Below are 14,361 nucleotides of genomic sequence, written 5' to 3' on the forward strand. Positions count from 1 at the left end.
TGTCGTTCTAGGCGGTGATCAGTGCCGATCCCGGTCAGGAGACGACGATGAGCGATTCCGCGATACTGCCCCTGTTCATGAAGCGTGCCGGCTTCGATCCCCACCCCGAGCTCGCCCAGGCGCGAGACGAGGAGGGCGTGCGGCGGGTGAGCACCTCGTTCGGGCTCGATGCCTGGATGGTCACCCGTTTCGCCGACGTCAGGGAGGTCCTCGGCGACTCGGCCCGGTTCAGCAACGCTCAGCGGGCCGGTTTCCGCCCGCCGGGTCTGCCGGAGATCAGTGAAGAGCAGCTCAAGGCGATGCGGGCGGGCAACCTGCTGGCGTTCGACCCGCCCGAGCACACGCGGCTGCGCCGGATGCTGACGCCGGAGTTCACCATGCGCCGGATGCGCAGGCTCGAACCGCGCATCAAGGACATCGTCGCCGAGCACCTCGACGCGATGGAGGCGGCCGGGCCGCCGGCGGATCTCGTCAGGGACTTCGCGCTGCCGGTGCCGTCGCTGGTGATCTGCGAGCTGCTGGGCGTCCCGTACGGCGACCGGGAGGACTTCCAGCGGCGTACGAGCAGGATGCTCGACCTCTCCCTGCCCCCCGAGAAGCGGGTCGCGGCCAGCCTGGAGTCGCGCGCCTACATGTCCGAGCTCGTCGCCCGCACCCAGGCCGAGCCCGGCGAGGAGCTGCTCGGCATGCTCGTCCGCGAGCACGGCGACGACCTGAGCACCGACGAGCTCATCGGCATCGGCAGTCTCCTCCTGCTGGCCGGCCACGAGACCACCTCCAACATGCTCGGCATCGGCACCCTGGCCCTGCTGCGCCACCCCGACCAGTTCGAGCTGCTCAGGAAGGAGCCCGAGCGGATCAACGCGGCGGTGGAGGAACTGCTGCGCTGGCTCAGCATCGTGCACTCCGGCACGTTCAAGGTCACCACGACCGAGGTCGAGCTGGCGGGCACCCGCATCCCGGCGGACGAGCTGGTGGTGTGCGCGCTGCCCGCGGCCAACCGCGACCCGGCGCTCGTCGCCGACCCGGACCGGCTCGACCTCACCCGCGGTGACCTGGGCCACGTCGCGTTCGGCCACGGCGTGCACCACTGCCTGGGCGCGCCGCTGGCCAGGATGGAGATGCACATCGCGTTCCCGGCCCTGTTCGAGCGCTTCCCCGGGCTGCGCGAGGCGGGGGAGCCGGCCGAGTTCCGCTCCTTCAACGTCGTCTACGGGCTGACCTCTTTCCCGGTCGCCTGGTAACCCGCCCGATCCGGCTCAGCGCCTCGCGGCACCGCCGTGGTGTCAGCCCTTGAGCCCGCTGAACGTCATGGTCGCCACGAACTGCCGCTGCGCCACCACGAACGCGATGATGAGCGGCATCGTCGCCACCACGTTCCCCGCCATGAGCAGCGACCACTGCGTGTGCCGGGTGCCCTGGAAGTTGGCCAGCCCGAGCTGGATCGTGTACAGGCTCTCGTCGCTGATCGCGACCAGCGGCCAGATCAGGTCGTTCCACGAGCCCAGCAGCGTGAACACCGTCAGCGTCGCCAGAGCGGGCTTGGCCAGCGGCAGCACCACCCGCCAGAACACGCCGAACGTCGAGCACCCGTCGATCCGGGCGGCGTCCTCGAGCTCGGCGGGCAGCGACAGGAAGAACTGCCGCATCAGGAAGATCCCGAACGCCGACGCCAGCCACGGCACGAACGCCGCCGCCAGCGTGTCGATCAGCCCCAGCCGGCTGAACATGACGTACGTCGGGATCATCAGCAACTGGGTCGGGATCATGATGGTCGCCAGGATCACCAGGAACCCGGCCTGCTTGCCGAAGAACTTCAGCCGCGCGAACCCGTACCCGGCCATCGAGCACAGGATCAGCTGCGAGACCACCGCGATCGCCGCCACGATGACCGTGTTGAGCAGCCAGCGCAGCGCCGAGGACTCGGTGAACAGGCCGATGAAGCCGTCGAGCTGCAGCCGGCTCGGCAGGAACCGGGGCGGGAAGCGGTTGATGTCGCCGTCCGGCATGAACGCGGTCAGCACCATCTGCACCAGCGGCAGCGCGAACAGCAGCGCCAGCGGCATCAGCAGCAGGTGCCAGGGGCTGAAGGGCAGGCGTCTCATCAGAAGGCCTCGATCTTGCTGCGCCGGGAGTAGACGATCATCCCGACGGTGATGACCAGGGTGGCGGCGAACAACCCGTAGGCGACGGCCGACCCGTAGCCGAACTTGGTGAGCTTGAACGCCTGGGTGTAGACGTAGTAGACGATCGTCTGCGTCGCCCCCAGCGGGCCGCCCCTCGTCGTGGTGAAGACCAGGTCGAAGAGCTGCAGCGCGGTGATCGTCTGCCAGATGGAGGTGAACACCGTCACCGGGCCCAGCGCGGGTAGCGTGACGTTCCTGAACACCTGCCAGCGGTTCGCGCCGTCCATCCTGGCCGCCTCGACGACGTCCTTGGGGATGTCCTGCAGCGCGGCGAGGTACACGACCACGGTGAACCCGACCTGCCCCCACAGCGCGATCAGGCAGATCACCATGAGCGCCTGCGCCTGGCTCTCCAGGAACTGCTGCTGCGGCAGCCCGAGGGTGCGCAGCACGCTGTTGGCGGCGCCGTACTGGGGGTTGAAGACGAAGCTGGCCAGGATGCCGGTCGCCGCCGCCGACGCCACGAACGGGACGAAGATGCACGTACGGTAGAAGCCCACCAGCTTGATCGGCCGGTTCAGCGCGACGGCGACGAGCATCCCGAGGAAGATCGACGCCGGCACGAACAGCAGCGTGAACACCACCGTGTGCTGAACTGCCGCGAGCAGGTCCGGGTCCTGGGCCATGAGCTCGTAGTTGAGCCAGCCGATGGGCTTGGCCGGGGAGATGCCGTTCCACTTCTGCTGGGAGATGAGGAACGCCCACACGGCCGGGAAGATCGACAGCCCCACGACGAGCGCGGTGGCGGGACCCGCGAAGCCCCAGCCGACCAGGGTGCGGTGCAGCCACCGCCCCCTGCTGGTCGGGGCCGCCGCCTGATGGGTCGCGGGGCGGCGGCGGCCGGCGAACAGCAGCGCCATCGTCAGCCTCCGGCCAGGGCCTGGACCGACTTGGCCGCCGCCTCGTCCAGCGCCGCCTTCGGCGTGGCCGCGCCCTGCAGCGTCTTGGAGATGGCCTCGCCGACGTGTCGGGACATCTCGACGTACCCGCTGACCGTGGGCCTGGCCTGCTTGGCGTTGGCCAGGTTGTCCACCAGCTTCTCGACGCCGGGGAACTCCTTGATGTAGGTCTGGTACTCCGGCAGCGAGGTCTCGGAGGCGCGCAGCGGCAGGTTGCCCTGGGCCAGGTTCCACTGGGCGTCGCCCTCGGCCGAGGTCAGCCACTTGATCAGCTCATACGACCAGTAGGCCCGGTTGGCGTCGCCGTTGTCGAACAGCGTCCACAGGTCGGGGCCGGAGACCGTCTGGTGGTCGCCGTTCGTGCCCGGCAGGAAGGTCACGCCGTAGTCGGTCTTCTTCTGCTTCAGGTCGAACAGCGTCCACGGGCCATTGATGATCATCCCGATCCTGTTGTCCGCGAACAGCGGCGCGTACCGCTCGTCGGTCTGGTCCAGGTAGACGCTCTTGTCGTCCACCGCCATCGCCCGCAGGAACTCCAGCGCGTCCACCCCCGCCTGGGAGTTGAAGGCGGCCTTCTTCTGGTCGGGCGACAGGACGGCGCCGCCGCGCTGCCACAGCAGCGGCCAGAAGTGCCAGGTCGTGTCCTCGGAGGCGCTGACGGAGTAGGCGGTCCCGTAGATCTTCGCCGCCGGATCCGTGAGCTTCTTCGCCGCCGCCCGGAAGTCGTCCCAGGTCCAGTCGTCGGTCGGGTACGGCACCTTCTTGGCGTCGAACACCGTCTTGTTGTACAGCAGCGCGAGGTTGTCCACGATCGCGGGAAAGCCGATGACCTGGCCGTTCGGCGTCGCGGTGGTACGGGCCGCCGCGGGGAACTCCTCCCACTTGACGGCCGCGTCCTTCACCTTGGCGGTGAGGTCGAGGGTCTTGCCGGACTCCTGGAGCTGCGAGGCCCAACTGCCGAAAGCATACGAAATATCGGGATAAACGCCGCTGGCGAAGCCCGCGGACAGCTTCTGCAGCAGCTCGTCGGTCGTGGACGCGCCCGAGGAGACCTCGATGCTCACGTTGGGGTGTTGCTGGGTGAACTTGGCCGCCAGTCCTTCGAGGATCTTCTCGGCGTCCGCCGTCTGGCCCGTCCACCAGGTGAGCTTCACCTTCGCCTGCGGGTCCACCGTCTTGGGGCCCTCCTGTGACGACCCCCCGCAGCCTGAGGCCGCCAGGATGATCGCCGCGACCAGGGCTATCGCGGTTCTTCTTCGCACTGTGGGTGCTCCTCCCGGATGTTGGAGCCAATCATGGTGTCTTTCGAAGTCTTGTCAATACCTTCGAAAAATCGCAAGGGTTGACAAGGTTTCACAACTCCTGCGACGGTGCCCTGGTGTCCAGAACGACCTTCGACCTTCTTGTCGTGGGCGACGCCAACCCGGACGTGATCGTCTCGGGTTCGCCTCGCCATCCCGAGTTCGGCCAGCGCGAGCAGCTCGTACCCGCCGCCGGCCTGGTGCTCGGCGGCTCCGGCGCGATCACCGCGTACGGCGCCGCCAGGCTCGGCCTGCGCACCGCGTTCGTCGGGCGGATGGGGGACGACCCCGCGGGGGCCTTCGTCCTGGACGCCCTGCGCGCCGGCGGCGTGGACGTGTCGGGCTGCGTCGTCGACCCCGCCGTTCCCACCGCGATGACGGTGATCCTGGTGGACGGCGACGACCGCGCCATCCTCACCGCGCCCGGCTGCCTCGACCGCCTCGACGCCGCCGACGTACCGGCCGGGCTGATCGAACGGGCCGCGCACGTCCACGTGTCGTCGTACTTCCTGCAGCCGCTGCTGGCCGCCGGCCTGCCGGCCCTGCTGGGCACGGCCCGCGCCGCGGGCGCCTCCACCTCCCTCGACACCAACGACGACCCGGCCGGCACGTGGCGGGGGCTCGATGAGGTGCTCCCGCTCACCGACGTCCTGCTGCCCAACGAGTCCGAGGCCCTGGCCATCACGGGGGCCGGCGAGGTGTGTCAGGCCGTCCGGGAACTGGCCGCCAAGGGCACGCTGCCCGTCGTCAAGCGTGGTGAGCGCGGCGCGCTCGCCTTCGCCGACGGCGAGCTGGTCGAGGTCCCGGCGCGGCCCGCCACCGTGGTCGACGCCGTCGGCGCCGGCGACAGCTTCAACGCCGGCCTGCTCGCCGCGCTCCTGCGCGGCCGGCCGCTGCGCGACAGCATGACGGTCGCCGTGGCCTGCGGCACCCTGTCCACCCGCGCCGCCGGGGGCACCGCGGCGCAGCCCACCTGGGAGGAAGCAACCTCATGAAGAAGATCGTGTTCGTCGGGGCGGGAAGCGTCGTCTTCACCCAGGGGCTGCTCGCCGACCTGGTGAAGTTCCCGGAACTGCGGGGCGCGCACATCGCGCTGCACGACATCGACCCCGAACGCCTCCAGGTCGCCGAGGCCGTGGCCCGCCGCATCACCGAGGGCGCCGCCACCGTCACCGCCCACCTCGACCGGCGCGAGGCGCTCGACGGGGCCGACTTCGTGATCAACATGATCCAGGTCGGCGGCTACGACTCCACCGTCGTCGACTTCGAGATCCCCGCCCGGTACGGCCTGCGCCAGACGATCGCCGACACGATCGGCGCGGGCGGCGTTTTCCGGGCGCTGCGCACGTTCCCCGTGCTCGACGCCCTGGCCCTCGACATCGCCGCCGTCTGCCCCGACACGCTGCTGCTCAACTACACCAACCCGATGGCGATGAACGTCTGGTACCTGTCCGGCAAGGTCAGGAACGTGGTCGGGCTGTGCCACTCGGTGTACTGGACGATGCGGGGGCTGGCCGAGCTGGTGTCGGTGCCGTACGAGGAGATCTCGTACGTGGCGGCCGGCGTCAACCACCAGGCGTGGGTGCTGCGCTTCGAACGCGACGGCGAGGACCTCTACCCCCGCCTCGACGCCGACGACCCGGAGCTGCGGCGGCGGGTGCGGGTCGACATGTACCGGCGGCTCGGCTACTACCCGACGGAGACCAGCGAGCACTCGGCCGAGTACGTGCCCTGGTTCATGCACCACGACGGCGAGCTGGAGCGGCTGCGCATCCCGGTGGGCGAGTACCTGCGGGTCAGCGAGGAGAACCTGGCCGAGTACAAGCGCACTCGGGACCTCGTCCGCCACGGCGGCGAACTCGACATCGCCGGAACCGACGAGTACGCCCCGCAGATCATCCACAGCGTCGTCACCGGCACCCCGCGCGTCGTCTACGGCAACGTCGTCAACGACGGCCTCATCTCGAACCTGCCCCACGGCAGCGTGGTCGAGGTGCCGTGCGTGGTGGACGCCACCGGAGTGCGCCCCACTGCGGTCGGCGCCCTGCCCCCGCAGTGCGCGGCCCTGAACCGCACCTACGTCAGCGTCGCGGAGCTGACGGTCCGCGCCGCCCTCGAAGGCGACCCCCGCCACGTCCGGCACGCGCTCATGATGGACCCCAACACCGCCGCCTCGCTCCCGCTGGAGGACATCTGGCGCCTGGCCGACGACCTGACCCGCGCCCACGGCGACCTCCTCCCGGAGGCGCTACGCGCCTGACCACCCTGTGCCTGGTCGCCCTGGGCCCGACCGCACGGTCTTCGCCCGCTGACCCCGGTCAGCGGGCGATCTCCACGTCGAGGCCCTTGTCGCGCAGCGAGGCGACGCACTCGGGGTCGGCCGACTCGCCGGTGATCAGCAGGTCGATCTCCCCGACCGCGCAGATCGGCGCCATCTCCACCACCCCGAGCTTGGACGCGTCGGCCACCAGGATCTTCCTGGCCGCGGCCCGGAGCATGCGCTGCTTCATCTCGGCGTCCGGCAGGCTCACGTTGGTCACCCCGCCCGCGGCGTCGACGCCGCCACAGCCCAGGATGACGGTGTGGGCGCGGATGCCCTCCAGCAGCTTGCCGCCCAGCGGGTCGACCAGCGAGTGCTGCTGGCGGCGCAGGCTGCCGCCCGTCACCACGACCGAGAGCCGGGGCAGCGCCGGCTCCAGCTCCAGCGCGGTGCGCAGCCCGTTGGTGAACACCGTCACCTCCGTCAGGTCGGGGCGGGCGACCAGCTCCCTGGCGACGTAGGCGGTCGTGGTGCCGGCCCCCATGAGCACGCTCTCGCCCGAGCCGACCAGCCGCGCCGCGACCTTGGCGATGAGCGACTTCTCCACCGCCGCCGTGCCCAGCGACAGCTCGAACGACGGCTCCACGTGCGGCGACGGCGCGGCGGAGACGGCGCCGCCGCGCACCCGGCGCACCTTGCCCTGCTCCTCCAGCGCGTCCAGGTCCGCGCGGACCGTCACGCTGGACACCCCGAACGCCTCGGCCAGCTCCGCCACCCGCGCGAACTCCTGCTCGGTCAGCAGGGTCAGCATCCGCTCGCGCCGCACCTCGGTCGGCATCGACTCCATCATCCACGGACCGCCTGCGGCAGCAGGTCGCCGTGGGCCTCGATCAGCTCGTCGCAGAGCGCCTCGATCGCGGGCAGCGGCAGCGTCGCCGCCGTGTTCGGGTCGAGCATCGCCGCGTGGTAGACGTGCCCGCGGTCGCCGTCGAGCACCGCGCGCATGGTCAGCTCGACCACGTTGAGGAACGTCCGGTTGAGCGCGGCGAGCTGGACGGGCAGGTCGCCGACGGCCCGCGGGCGCACCCCGCCGGAGCCGACCAGGGCCGGCACCTCCACGCAGCACCCCTCCGGCAGGTTGCCGATCAGGCCCTGGTTGGCCACGTTGACGTAGATCTCCTTCTCCTCGCCGGTCAGCATCGCCAGGATCACCGCGGCCGCCGGCTCCTGGTGCTGCCATCTGACGAGCAGCGAGTGACCGGCGGACAGGGCGCGGCGGGTCTCCTCGTAGAGGTGCAGGCTCTTGCCCACGCGGCGCAGGTATTCCTCGACCGGCACGCCGAGCCTGGCGGTCTCCTCGGAGTGCCGCATGATCCAGGGCACGTATTCGGCGGCGTGCTCGCTCGACTGCGTGGGGAAGTAGCCGAACTTGCGGTAGAGCTCCACCCGCACGTGCCGGCCGAGCTGCGGGTCGGCGGCGAGGACCGTGTCGAGCTCGGGGTAGAGCGAGCGGCCTTCGGCCTCGAAGCGCAGCACGAACGACTGGTGGTTGAGCCCGGCGCTGAGGAAGCCCACCTCGTCCTGCCCGCGCCCGACCAGGTCGGCCAGGTAGGCGTGCGTGTCGCAGACCGAGTGGCACAGCCCCGCGAACCGCTCGAAGCCGGTGGCCTGCCGCACCGCCCAGCCGGTCATCGCCATCGGGTCGGTGCAGCTCAGCAGCCAGGCGTCGGGGCACTCGTCGGCCATCTCGCCGGCCAGCTCCACCAGCACCGGGATCGTGCGCAGGCCCCGGAAGACGCCGCCGATGCCGATCGTGTCGCCGATGGTCTGGCGCAGGCCGTAGCGGTGGGGGATCTCGAAGTCCCGCAGGGTCGCCTCGAAGCCGCCGACGTCGAGGTGGCTCACCACGAAGTCGGCGCCGCGCAGGGCCTGCCGCCGGTCGAAGACGCTGCGGATCTTCGCGTCCGCGCCCGCCTCCGCGTCGAGCGCGCGCACGAGCGTCTCCGTCGTCGCGAGCCGGCCGGGATCGTCGTCGTGCAGGACGATCTCCAGCTCGCCGCGGAGCGTGGGGGCGAGCACCAGGGCGGAGACGACGCGGCGCGTCAGCTCCACGTCACCGACCCCGATGAAGACGATCCGCGCCATCCCCGAAGTATCGCACGACCCGCCGGGCCCGCTCCCTCACCCCGTCATCGGGCCCCGCCCCGCCGCTACACCCGCAGCAGCGGGGGCCAGGTCGCCTGGCCGACGATGCCGTCGTCGCTGAGCCCCTCGGCCTTCTGGAACCCCCGGACCAGCTCGGCGAGGCCGGCGTCGCAGCTCGTGGAGCTGAGCCAGCCCTCCAGGCCGCCGTCGACGCTCGCGTACGCGGTGGGCGGCACGTGGCCCCGGGCGAACAGGCAGCCCCTGACCGTCTTCACGTCGAAGTTGTCGTCGCCGGGCCGGATCATCGGCAGTTCTCTCACGATCTTCTCCGTCCAGGATGCGGAAGGCGGCGTGCCGCCGTTGATGACGGCGGCGACGGCCGCCCGGAACTCGTTCATGTTGATGGAGTGGGGGTCGGGCTTGGCCGTGTTGACCTCCCGGTGGGCCTTCACCCGCGAGGCGGGCAGCCCGAACTCGCGGCACAGCTCCGCGCAGAGCTTGACGTAGGCGTCGCGCTGCATCTCGGGCCACGGCTGGCTGCCGTTGTTCTCGGCCTCGATGCCGAGCGAGCTGGAGTTGTCGTGGAACGGCGAGGTCGAGGGGGCGTTGTGCCAGCAGCGCCCGGCGGCGATGACGTAGATCTGGCCGGACCTGCCGAGCCCGAACTGCGACAGCGGCCCGCTCAGGCCGGGCCGGCCGTCACGCACCACCGCGAGCGAGGGGTAGTCGCCGCCCCCGGCCGGGCCCGCGGTGTGGTGGCAGACGATGCCCTGGACCTCCGGCTGGGGACCGTGGCCGCGGGTCTTCCACCCGGCGACTTCGGTCACCGGGTGGCCGGTGCGGCGAGCGACGTCTGCTAGCTGCGTCAGGTAGGGCATCGTGAACCTCCGTAATGCGTTTCGATGAGTCTCACAACCTTCGATTGACGAAAAGTGGTCACCCTATTGCGCTAAGTGATCACCATCGGGCGAACGGATGCCTGAAAGAAGGGGAGCGAGCCCGGAAACAGGCAGCGCGGCACCGTCGAGGGGGCTGATCAGACGTCCTGCTGGGTGGATGGCTGCGGTTTTCCTCATGACGGCGCGGGCGGGTGCTTACAGATCTTTAGCATGCCGCATCGGAGCGTGGCCGGAAAATCCGGAAAAGGGGTACGCGCCGCCCGTTCAGGGCCGGACCGCGCCCAGCAGACGGTTGCGCCAGTAGTCGTCGAGGCTGACGATCTTGACGACGTCGCCGGTCTGCGGCGCGTGCACCATCTTGCCGTTGCCCACGTACATGCCCATGTGCCCGAGCCCCTTGCTGAAGAGCAGGTCGCCTGGCTGGACCTCGTCCAGGGAGACGCGCCGGCTCGAACCCCAGCTCCACTGCGTGTACGTCGTCCGCGGCAGCTCGACCCCGGCGGCCCGCCAGGAGGCCTGGGTGAAGCCGGAGCAGTCGAAGGAGCTCGGCCCCGTGGCGCCGTACTGGTACGGCTTGCCGACCTGGGCGAAGGCGAACTGCAGGGCCTCGCGGGCGTTGCCCGAGGCCGGGCCGGTGTACTTGATGCCGGTGCCGTTCGGGTTGCCGGTCTTGAAGGTGCCCAGGCGGCGCAGGATCTTGGTCTGCTCGGAGACGAGCTTGTCGACCTTCGCCTTCTCGCCGCGTACCTTGTCGCGGGCCCGGTCCGCCTCGGCCAGCACGTCCTTGGCCTCGTCGCGGCGTTCGCGCAGCTCCTTGGTGTTCGCCTCGAACAGGCGTATCTTCGCCTTCCTGGCCTCGGCCATCTGCTCGAGTGAGGCCATGCCGCCCAGGACCGTCTCGGGGGTGCCCTGGGCGACGAGCCGCTGCCAGCCCAGCGGGGAGCCGAACTGATAGTCGCTGACCGCCACGCCGACGAGCTCCCTGCGCATGATCGCCACCTGCGCGTCCTTACTGTCGAGCTCGGCGTCGAGCGTGTCGTACTTCTTCCTGGCCTTCTGGTAGGTCTCGGTGGCCCGGTTGTACCGCTCGACGAGCTGGTCGGCCTGCTCGTTCAGCTTCACGAGCCTGGCCCTGACCTTGACGGGCGACGGATCGGCGACGGCGGTCCCGGGCACGGTGGCCACGATGACCCCGGCCAGCGCCACGGCGAGCGCCGCTGTCCGCTTGACCCCTTCCACTCCTCAGCCTCCTCGTGGGCGTGATGGCACCGCCTCATGAGGGGATACGCAGGCTGTCCCGGCGGAGTTCAGGCCGGGGGTCTCCTAGCGGCCGAACGTGCAGGGCAGGCGCTTGTAGCCGTTGATGAAGCTGGACAGGAGCCGGTCCGGCTCGCCCGCGGCGATGTCGGGCAGGCGGGTGAACAGCTCGCGGAACATCACCGCGATCTCGCGGCGCGCCAGGTTCGCGCCCAGGCAGAAATGCGGGCCGGGGCCGCCGAAGCCGACGTGCGGGTTGGGGGAGCGGGTGATGTCGAAGGCGTCGGGGTCGGTGAAGACGTTCTCGTCGCGGTTGGCGGAGCAGTACCAGAGCGTGACCCGGTCGCCGGCCTTGAGGAGGTGGCCGTTCAGCTCGTGGTCGCGGGTGAGGTTGCGGCGCATGAACAGCACGGGGGAGGCGTGGCGCACGATCTCCTCGACGGCGCCGCCGATGCGGGCGTCGAAGTCGGCCAGCAGCAGCTCGCGCTGGTCCGGATGGTCGGTGAGCAGCTTGAGCCCGTGGGCCAGCGCCGTGCGGGTGGTCTCGTTCCCGGCCACCACGAGCAGCAGGAAGAACGCGCCGAACTCGCGCGGGCTCAGCCGTTCGCCGTCGATGTTGGCGTTGACCAGGGCGGAGGTGAGGTCGCCCGTGGGGGCCGCGCGGCGCTGCCGGCCCAGGCGGGCGGCCAGCCGGTGCAGCCGCCAGCCGGCCAGCGCCACCGTGCCCAGCAGCCGGGCCGTGCGCAGGCGGCCGACCTTGGCCAGGCCGCCGGTGTAGTCGACGGGGGAGCCGACGTACTCGGGGTCGGTGTAGCCGATGACGATGTTGGTCAGCCGTACCACCCGCTCGTGCTCGTGGGGCGGGATGCCGAGCATGTCGCAGATCACCTCGACCGGCAGCCGCATCGCCACCCGCGCCACGAAGTCGCCGGGACCGGCCGCGATCAGCTCGTCCACGATCCGCCGCGCGCGGCGGGCGACGTCCTCCTCGGCCTTGGCCAGGGTCTTCGGGGTGAACGCCCGGGACACGATGCGGCGGATCTTGGCGTGCCGCGGGTCGTCCATGTCGATCATCGAGTTGAAGTAGCCGTCCATCCACCGCGGCATGTCGGTCGGGCTGGTCGCGCTCGGCTCGCTGCTGAACACCTCGGGGTGGCGGCCGGCCTCGACCACGTCGGCGTGGCGTACCAGCGCCCAGGCGCCGGGATCGGGGCGCAGGAAGGGCACCTTGGGCAGCCGGAAGAGCCGGGGCGCGGGCTCGGCGCGTAACATCGCGAACGCCTGAGCCCGTTCGGCCAGGGGCCGCTCCCAGAATCGCAGGTCGCCGAGATCGATGTCGGCCGGGGTGAGGTCCGCAGGCTGCCGCGTGGTCACGGTCCACCGCCTTCCGCAGGCTGATTCTGGTGTCCAGCCTCACCAGATTTGCGGCGAGCGTCAAGGTCTGCGGCAGAATCGGGAGCTGTGACGTCCCCGCGCCCTTACCGTGGTGTGCCCGCCGAGCAGCGCCGGGCGCGGCGGCGGGCCGCGCTGCTGGAGGCCGGCCTGGAGGTGCTGGGCACGCGGGGCTGGGCCGCCGCGACGGTGCGCGGCGTCTGCGGCCAGGCCGGGCTCAACGACCGCTACTTCTACGAGAGCTTCGCCGACCTCGACGCCCTGCTGCTGGCCGTCGCCGACGACCAGGCCGCGCGGTGCACCGGCCTGATCCTCGACGTGGCCCGGCGGGCGCCGCGCCGCCTGCGGCCGCGCACGCGCGCCATGGTGACGGCCATGGTGGACTTCCTGGCCGCCGACCCGCGCCGGGCCCGCATCCTGGCCTACGAGTTCCCGGCCAACCCCCTGCTGCAGGAGCGCCGCCGCCGCATCATCGGGGAGCTGACCGGCATCTTCACCGCGCAGGTACACGAGCTCTTCGACGAGGTCCCGCTGGGGCCGGCCGACCTCGAGATGACCGCGCTGACCGTCGTGAGCGGGCTGTGGGAGCTGCTCGCCGCCTGGTTCCGCGGCGAGGTGGACACCGGCCGCGAGCATCTCGTCGACTACATCGTCGCTCTGGTGCTGACGACGACCGACCTCGCCCCGGCCCTGGAGCACCGGCTCCGCTAGGTTCGCTCCGGCTCCGGTCGCCTCACCAGTTCTCGATCGAGCGGCGCAGGATGCCCGCCACCGCCTCCTCGTCCACGGGCCTGGGCGCGGTGGCCAGCAGGCGCTGCTGCCGCATCGTCCCCTCCACCAGGCCGGGCACGTCGGACTCGGTGTAGCCGACGCCGCCCAGGCCGTTCGGCAGTCCGAGGTCGCGCATCAGCCGCGTCAGCACGCCCGGCAGCCGGTCGGCGGGCTCGCCCGGCCCGCCCGCCGCGCCGGGCTCGAGCAGCTCGGCCGCCCGGAGGTGGCGCTCGGGGCACGCCTCGAACGTGAAACGGAACGCCTCCGGCGCGGTCAGCGCCACCGACATGCCGTGCGGGACGAGCGGCTCGCCCGCCGGATAGCCCTCCGGGTGGAAGTCCTTCACCCGGCCCGCGACCGGATAGGCGCTGGCGTGCGGAAGGTGCACCCCGGCGTTGCCGAACCCGAGCCCGGCGAACGTCGCCGCCAGCGCCATGTCGGTCCGCGCGGCCACGTCCCGCCCGTCCCGCACCGCCCGGCGGAAGGACACCGCCAGCAGGGCCATCGCCCGCTCCGCCCACATGTCGGAGATCGGGTTCGCCCCGCAGTACGGGACCCGCTCCTCGGGCCGCTTGCGCTCGAACGACGTGTACGGCCTGGCCGTGTAGCTCTCCAGCGCGTGGCAGAGGATGTCCATGCCCGCTGCGGCCGTCACCCCGGCCGGCTGGGTCATGGTCAGGCCGGGATCGACGACCGCGAGCGCCGGCCGCAGCCGCGCGTGGCTGATGCCGGTCTTGACCTTGAGCGACAGCACGTCCATCACGCACACCGTGGTGCTCTCCGCGCCCGTCCCCGTCGTGGTCGGCACCGCGACCAGCGGCTTGAGCGGCCGCTCCGGGGCGCGGCCCCGCCCGACCGGCACGTTGACGTAGTCCATGAGCTCGCCCGGGTTGGTCGTCAGCAGGTTGACGGCCTTGGCGGTGTCGATGCTGGACCCGCCGCCGACCGCGACGAACGCGTCCCACGGCCCGGTGGCGCGGGCGTGCTCGGCCGCCCGCCGCAGGCTCTCGTCGGTCGGCTCGACGCGCACGCCGTCGAACACCGCGGCCTCGATGCCGTACCCGGCCAGCTCGCCGGCGATGCGCCGGGGGTGGCCGGTGGCGGCCACGCCGGGGTCGGTGACGACGAGGGCGCGGCGGACGCCGTACTGGGCCAGGTCGTGGCCGATCTCGGCGGACGCGCCGGGCCCGAACTTCAGCGCCGGCGAGCCGTAGGTGAACACCGATTCGTCATCTGCCGCCACGTCTGCCT

Annotated in this window: 13 protein-coding genes; 4 read left to right on the forward strand and 9 right to left on the reverse strand. The window is 71.2% G+C overall.

The genetic code is table 11. The features are described 5' to 3' along the window. The first annotated feature begins 47 nt into the window (after positions 1-47). The gene (locus tag AB0I15_RS44310) at positions 48-1,244 is read left to right on the forward strand and encodes a cytochrome P450 (protein ID WP_358110403.1); all 1,197 of its coding nucleotides are present in this window, start codon (positions 48-50) and stop codon (positions 1,242-1,244) included. A gap of 42 nt (positions 1,245-1,286) precedes the next feature. Here the strand turns inward: AB0I15_RS44310 and AB0I15_RS44315 are convergent, their stop codons facing one another. The 3 genes from AB0I15_RS44315 to AB0I15_RS44325 are packed head-to-tail and all read right to left on the reverse strand — an operon-like array spanning position 1,287 to position 4,347. Beyond that, the gene (locus tag AB0I15_RS44315; protein ID WP_358110406.1) at positions 1,287-2,105 is read right to left on the reverse strand and encodes a carbohydrate ABC transporter permease; all 819 of its coding nucleotides are present in this window, start codon (positions 2,103-2,105) and stop codon (positions 1,287-1,289) included. Beyond that, entirely contained in the window at positions 2,105-3,046 is a 942-nt protein-coding gene (locus tag AB0I15_RS44320) for a sugar ABC transporter permease (RefSeq protein WP_358110409.1), read from the reverse strand. The genes AB0I15_RS44315 and AB0I15_RS44320 overlap by 1 nt, the downstream gene beginning before the upstream one ends. Positions 3,047-3,048: 2 nt before the next feature. Further along, positions 3,049-4,347, reverse strand: coding sequence for an ABC transporter substrate-binding protein (locus AB0I15_RS44325; RefSeq protein WP_358110412.1), 1,299 nt, complete (start codon positions 4,345-4,347; stop codon positions 3,049-3,051). Between the two features lie 116 nt (positions 4,348-4,463). Here AB0I15_RS44325 and AB0I15_RS44330 point away from each other — a divergent pair, with 116 nt between their 5' ends. Both AB0I15_RS44330 and AB0I15_RS44335 read left to right on the forward strand, forming a co-directional pair. Then, positions 4,464-5,381 (forward strand): carbohydrate kinase family protein, encoded by a 918-nt coding sequence (locus AB0I15_RS44330; protein ID WP_358110414.1) that lies wholly within the window; start codon positions 4,464-4,466, stop codon positions 5,379-5,381. Next, positions 5,378-6,646 carry an alpha-glucosidase/alpha-galactosidase gene (locus AB0I15_RS44335; protein ID WP_358110417.1) on the forward strand — a complete coding sequence of 423 codons (1,269 nt, stop codon included), beginning with the start codon at positions 5,378-5,380 and terminating at the stop codon, positions 6,644-6,646. Before AB0I15_RS44330 ends, AB0I15_RS44335 begins: the two co-directional genes overlap by 4 nt. Before the next feature lie 58 nt (positions 6,647-6,704). Here AB0I15_RS44335 and AB0I15_RS44340 read toward each other — a convergent pair whose 3' ends face one another. The 5 genes from AB0I15_RS44340 to AB0I15_RS44360 all read right to left on the reverse strand — a co-directional run bounded on the left by AB0I15_RS44340 (position 6,705) and on the right by AB0I15_RS44360 (position 12,321). Continuing rightward, the gene (locus AB0I15_RS44340; RefSeq protein ID WP_358110420.1) at positions 6,705-7,484 is read right to left on the reverse strand and encodes a DeoR/GlpR family DNA-binding transcription regulator; all 780 of its coding nucleotides are present in this window, start codon (positions 7,482-7,484) and stop codon (positions 6,705-6,707) included. 8 nt (positions 7,485-7,492) lie between these two features. Beyond that, on the reverse strand, positions 7,493-8,791 hold the full coding sequence (locus AB0I15_RS44345; RefSeq protein WP_358110423.1) for an alpha-glucosidase/alpha-galactosidase: 1,299 nt from the start codon (positions 8,789-8,791) through the stop codon (positions 7,493-7,495). A gap of 65 nt (positions 8,792-8,856) precedes the next feature. Further along, positions 8,857-9,669 (reverse strand): N-acetylmuramoyl-L-alanine amidase, encoded by an 813-nt coding sequence (locus AB0I15_RS44350; RefSeq protein WP_358110426.1) that lies wholly within the window; start codon positions 9,667-9,669, stop codon positions 8,857-8,859. A 285-nt stretch (positions 9,670-9,954) separates the two neighbouring features. After that, complete coding sequence (locus AB0I15_RS44355) at positions 9,955-10,929, reverse strand: NlpC/P60 family protein (RefSeq protein ID WP_358110429.1); 975 nt, start codon at positions 10,927-10,929, stop codon at positions 9,955-9,957. 84 nt (positions 10,930-11,013) lie between these two features. After that, on the reverse strand, positions 11,014-12,321 hold the full coding sequence (locus tag AB0I15_RS44360) for a cytochrome P450 (RefSeq protein ID WP_358110432.1): 1,308 nt from the start codon (positions 12,319-12,321) through the stop codon (positions 11,014-11,016). An 87-nt stretch (positions 12,322-12,408) separates the two neighbouring features. On the opposite strand from AB0I15_RS44360, the gene AB0I15_RS44365 reads away from it, so the two are divergent. Then, positions 12,409-13,050 (forward strand): TetR/AcrR family transcriptional regulator, encoded by a 642-nt coding sequence (locus AB0I15_RS44365; RefSeq protein ID WP_358110435.1) that lies wholly within the window; start codon positions 12,409-12,411, stop codon positions 13,048-13,050. 22 nt (positions 13,051-13,072) lie between these two features. On the opposite strand, the gene AB0I15_RS44370 is transcribed toward AB0I15_RS44365, so the two are convergent. Next, positions 13,073-14,353: a hydroxyacid-oxoacid transhydrogenase gene (locus AB0I15_RS44370; RefSeq protein WP_358110438.1), complete on the reverse strand. Its 1,281-nt coding sequence runs from the start codon at positions 14,351-14,353 to the stop codon at positions 13,073-13,075. Positions 14,354-14,361: the final 8 nt, after the last annotated feature.

It is taken from the genome of Nonomuraea sp. NPDC050643 (genome assembly GCF_040654715.1).
Lineage (GTDB): Bacteria > Actinomycetota > Actinomycetes > Streptosporangiales > Streptosporangiaceae > Nonomuraea.

Excerpts from the sequence above, each read along its gene's own strand:
- AB0I15_RS44310 (WP_358110403.1), top strand. The coding sequence starts at position 48 with ATGAGCGATTCCGCGATACTGCCCCTGTTCATGAAGCGTGCCGGCTTC.
- AB0I15_RS44315 (WP_358110406.1), bottom strand. The coding sequence starts at position 2,105 with ATGAGACGCCTGCCCTTCAGCCCCTGGCACCTGCTGCTGATGCCGCTG.
- AB0I15_RS44320 (WP_358110409.1), bottom strand. The coding sequence starts at position 3,046 with ATGGCGCTGCTGTTCGCCGGCCGCCGCCGCCCCGCGACCCATCAGGCG.
- AB0I15_RS44335 (WP_358110417.1), top strand. The coding sequence starts at position 5,378 with ATGAAGAAGATCGTGTTCGTCGGGGCGGGAAGCGTCGTCTTCACCCAG.
- AB0I15_RS44340 (WP_358110420.1), bottom strand. The coding sequence starts at position 7,484 with ATGCCGACCGAGGTGCGGCGCGAGCGGATGCTGACCCTGCTGACCGAG.
- AB0I15_RS44345 (WP_358110423.1), bottom strand. The coding sequence starts at position 8,791 with ATGGCGCGGATCGTCTTCATCGGGGTCGGTGACGTGGAGCTGACGCGC.
- AB0I15_RS44350 (WP_358110426.1), bottom strand. The coding sequence starts at position 9,669 with ATGCCCTACCTGACGCAGCTAGCAGACGTCGCTCGCCGCACCGGCCAC.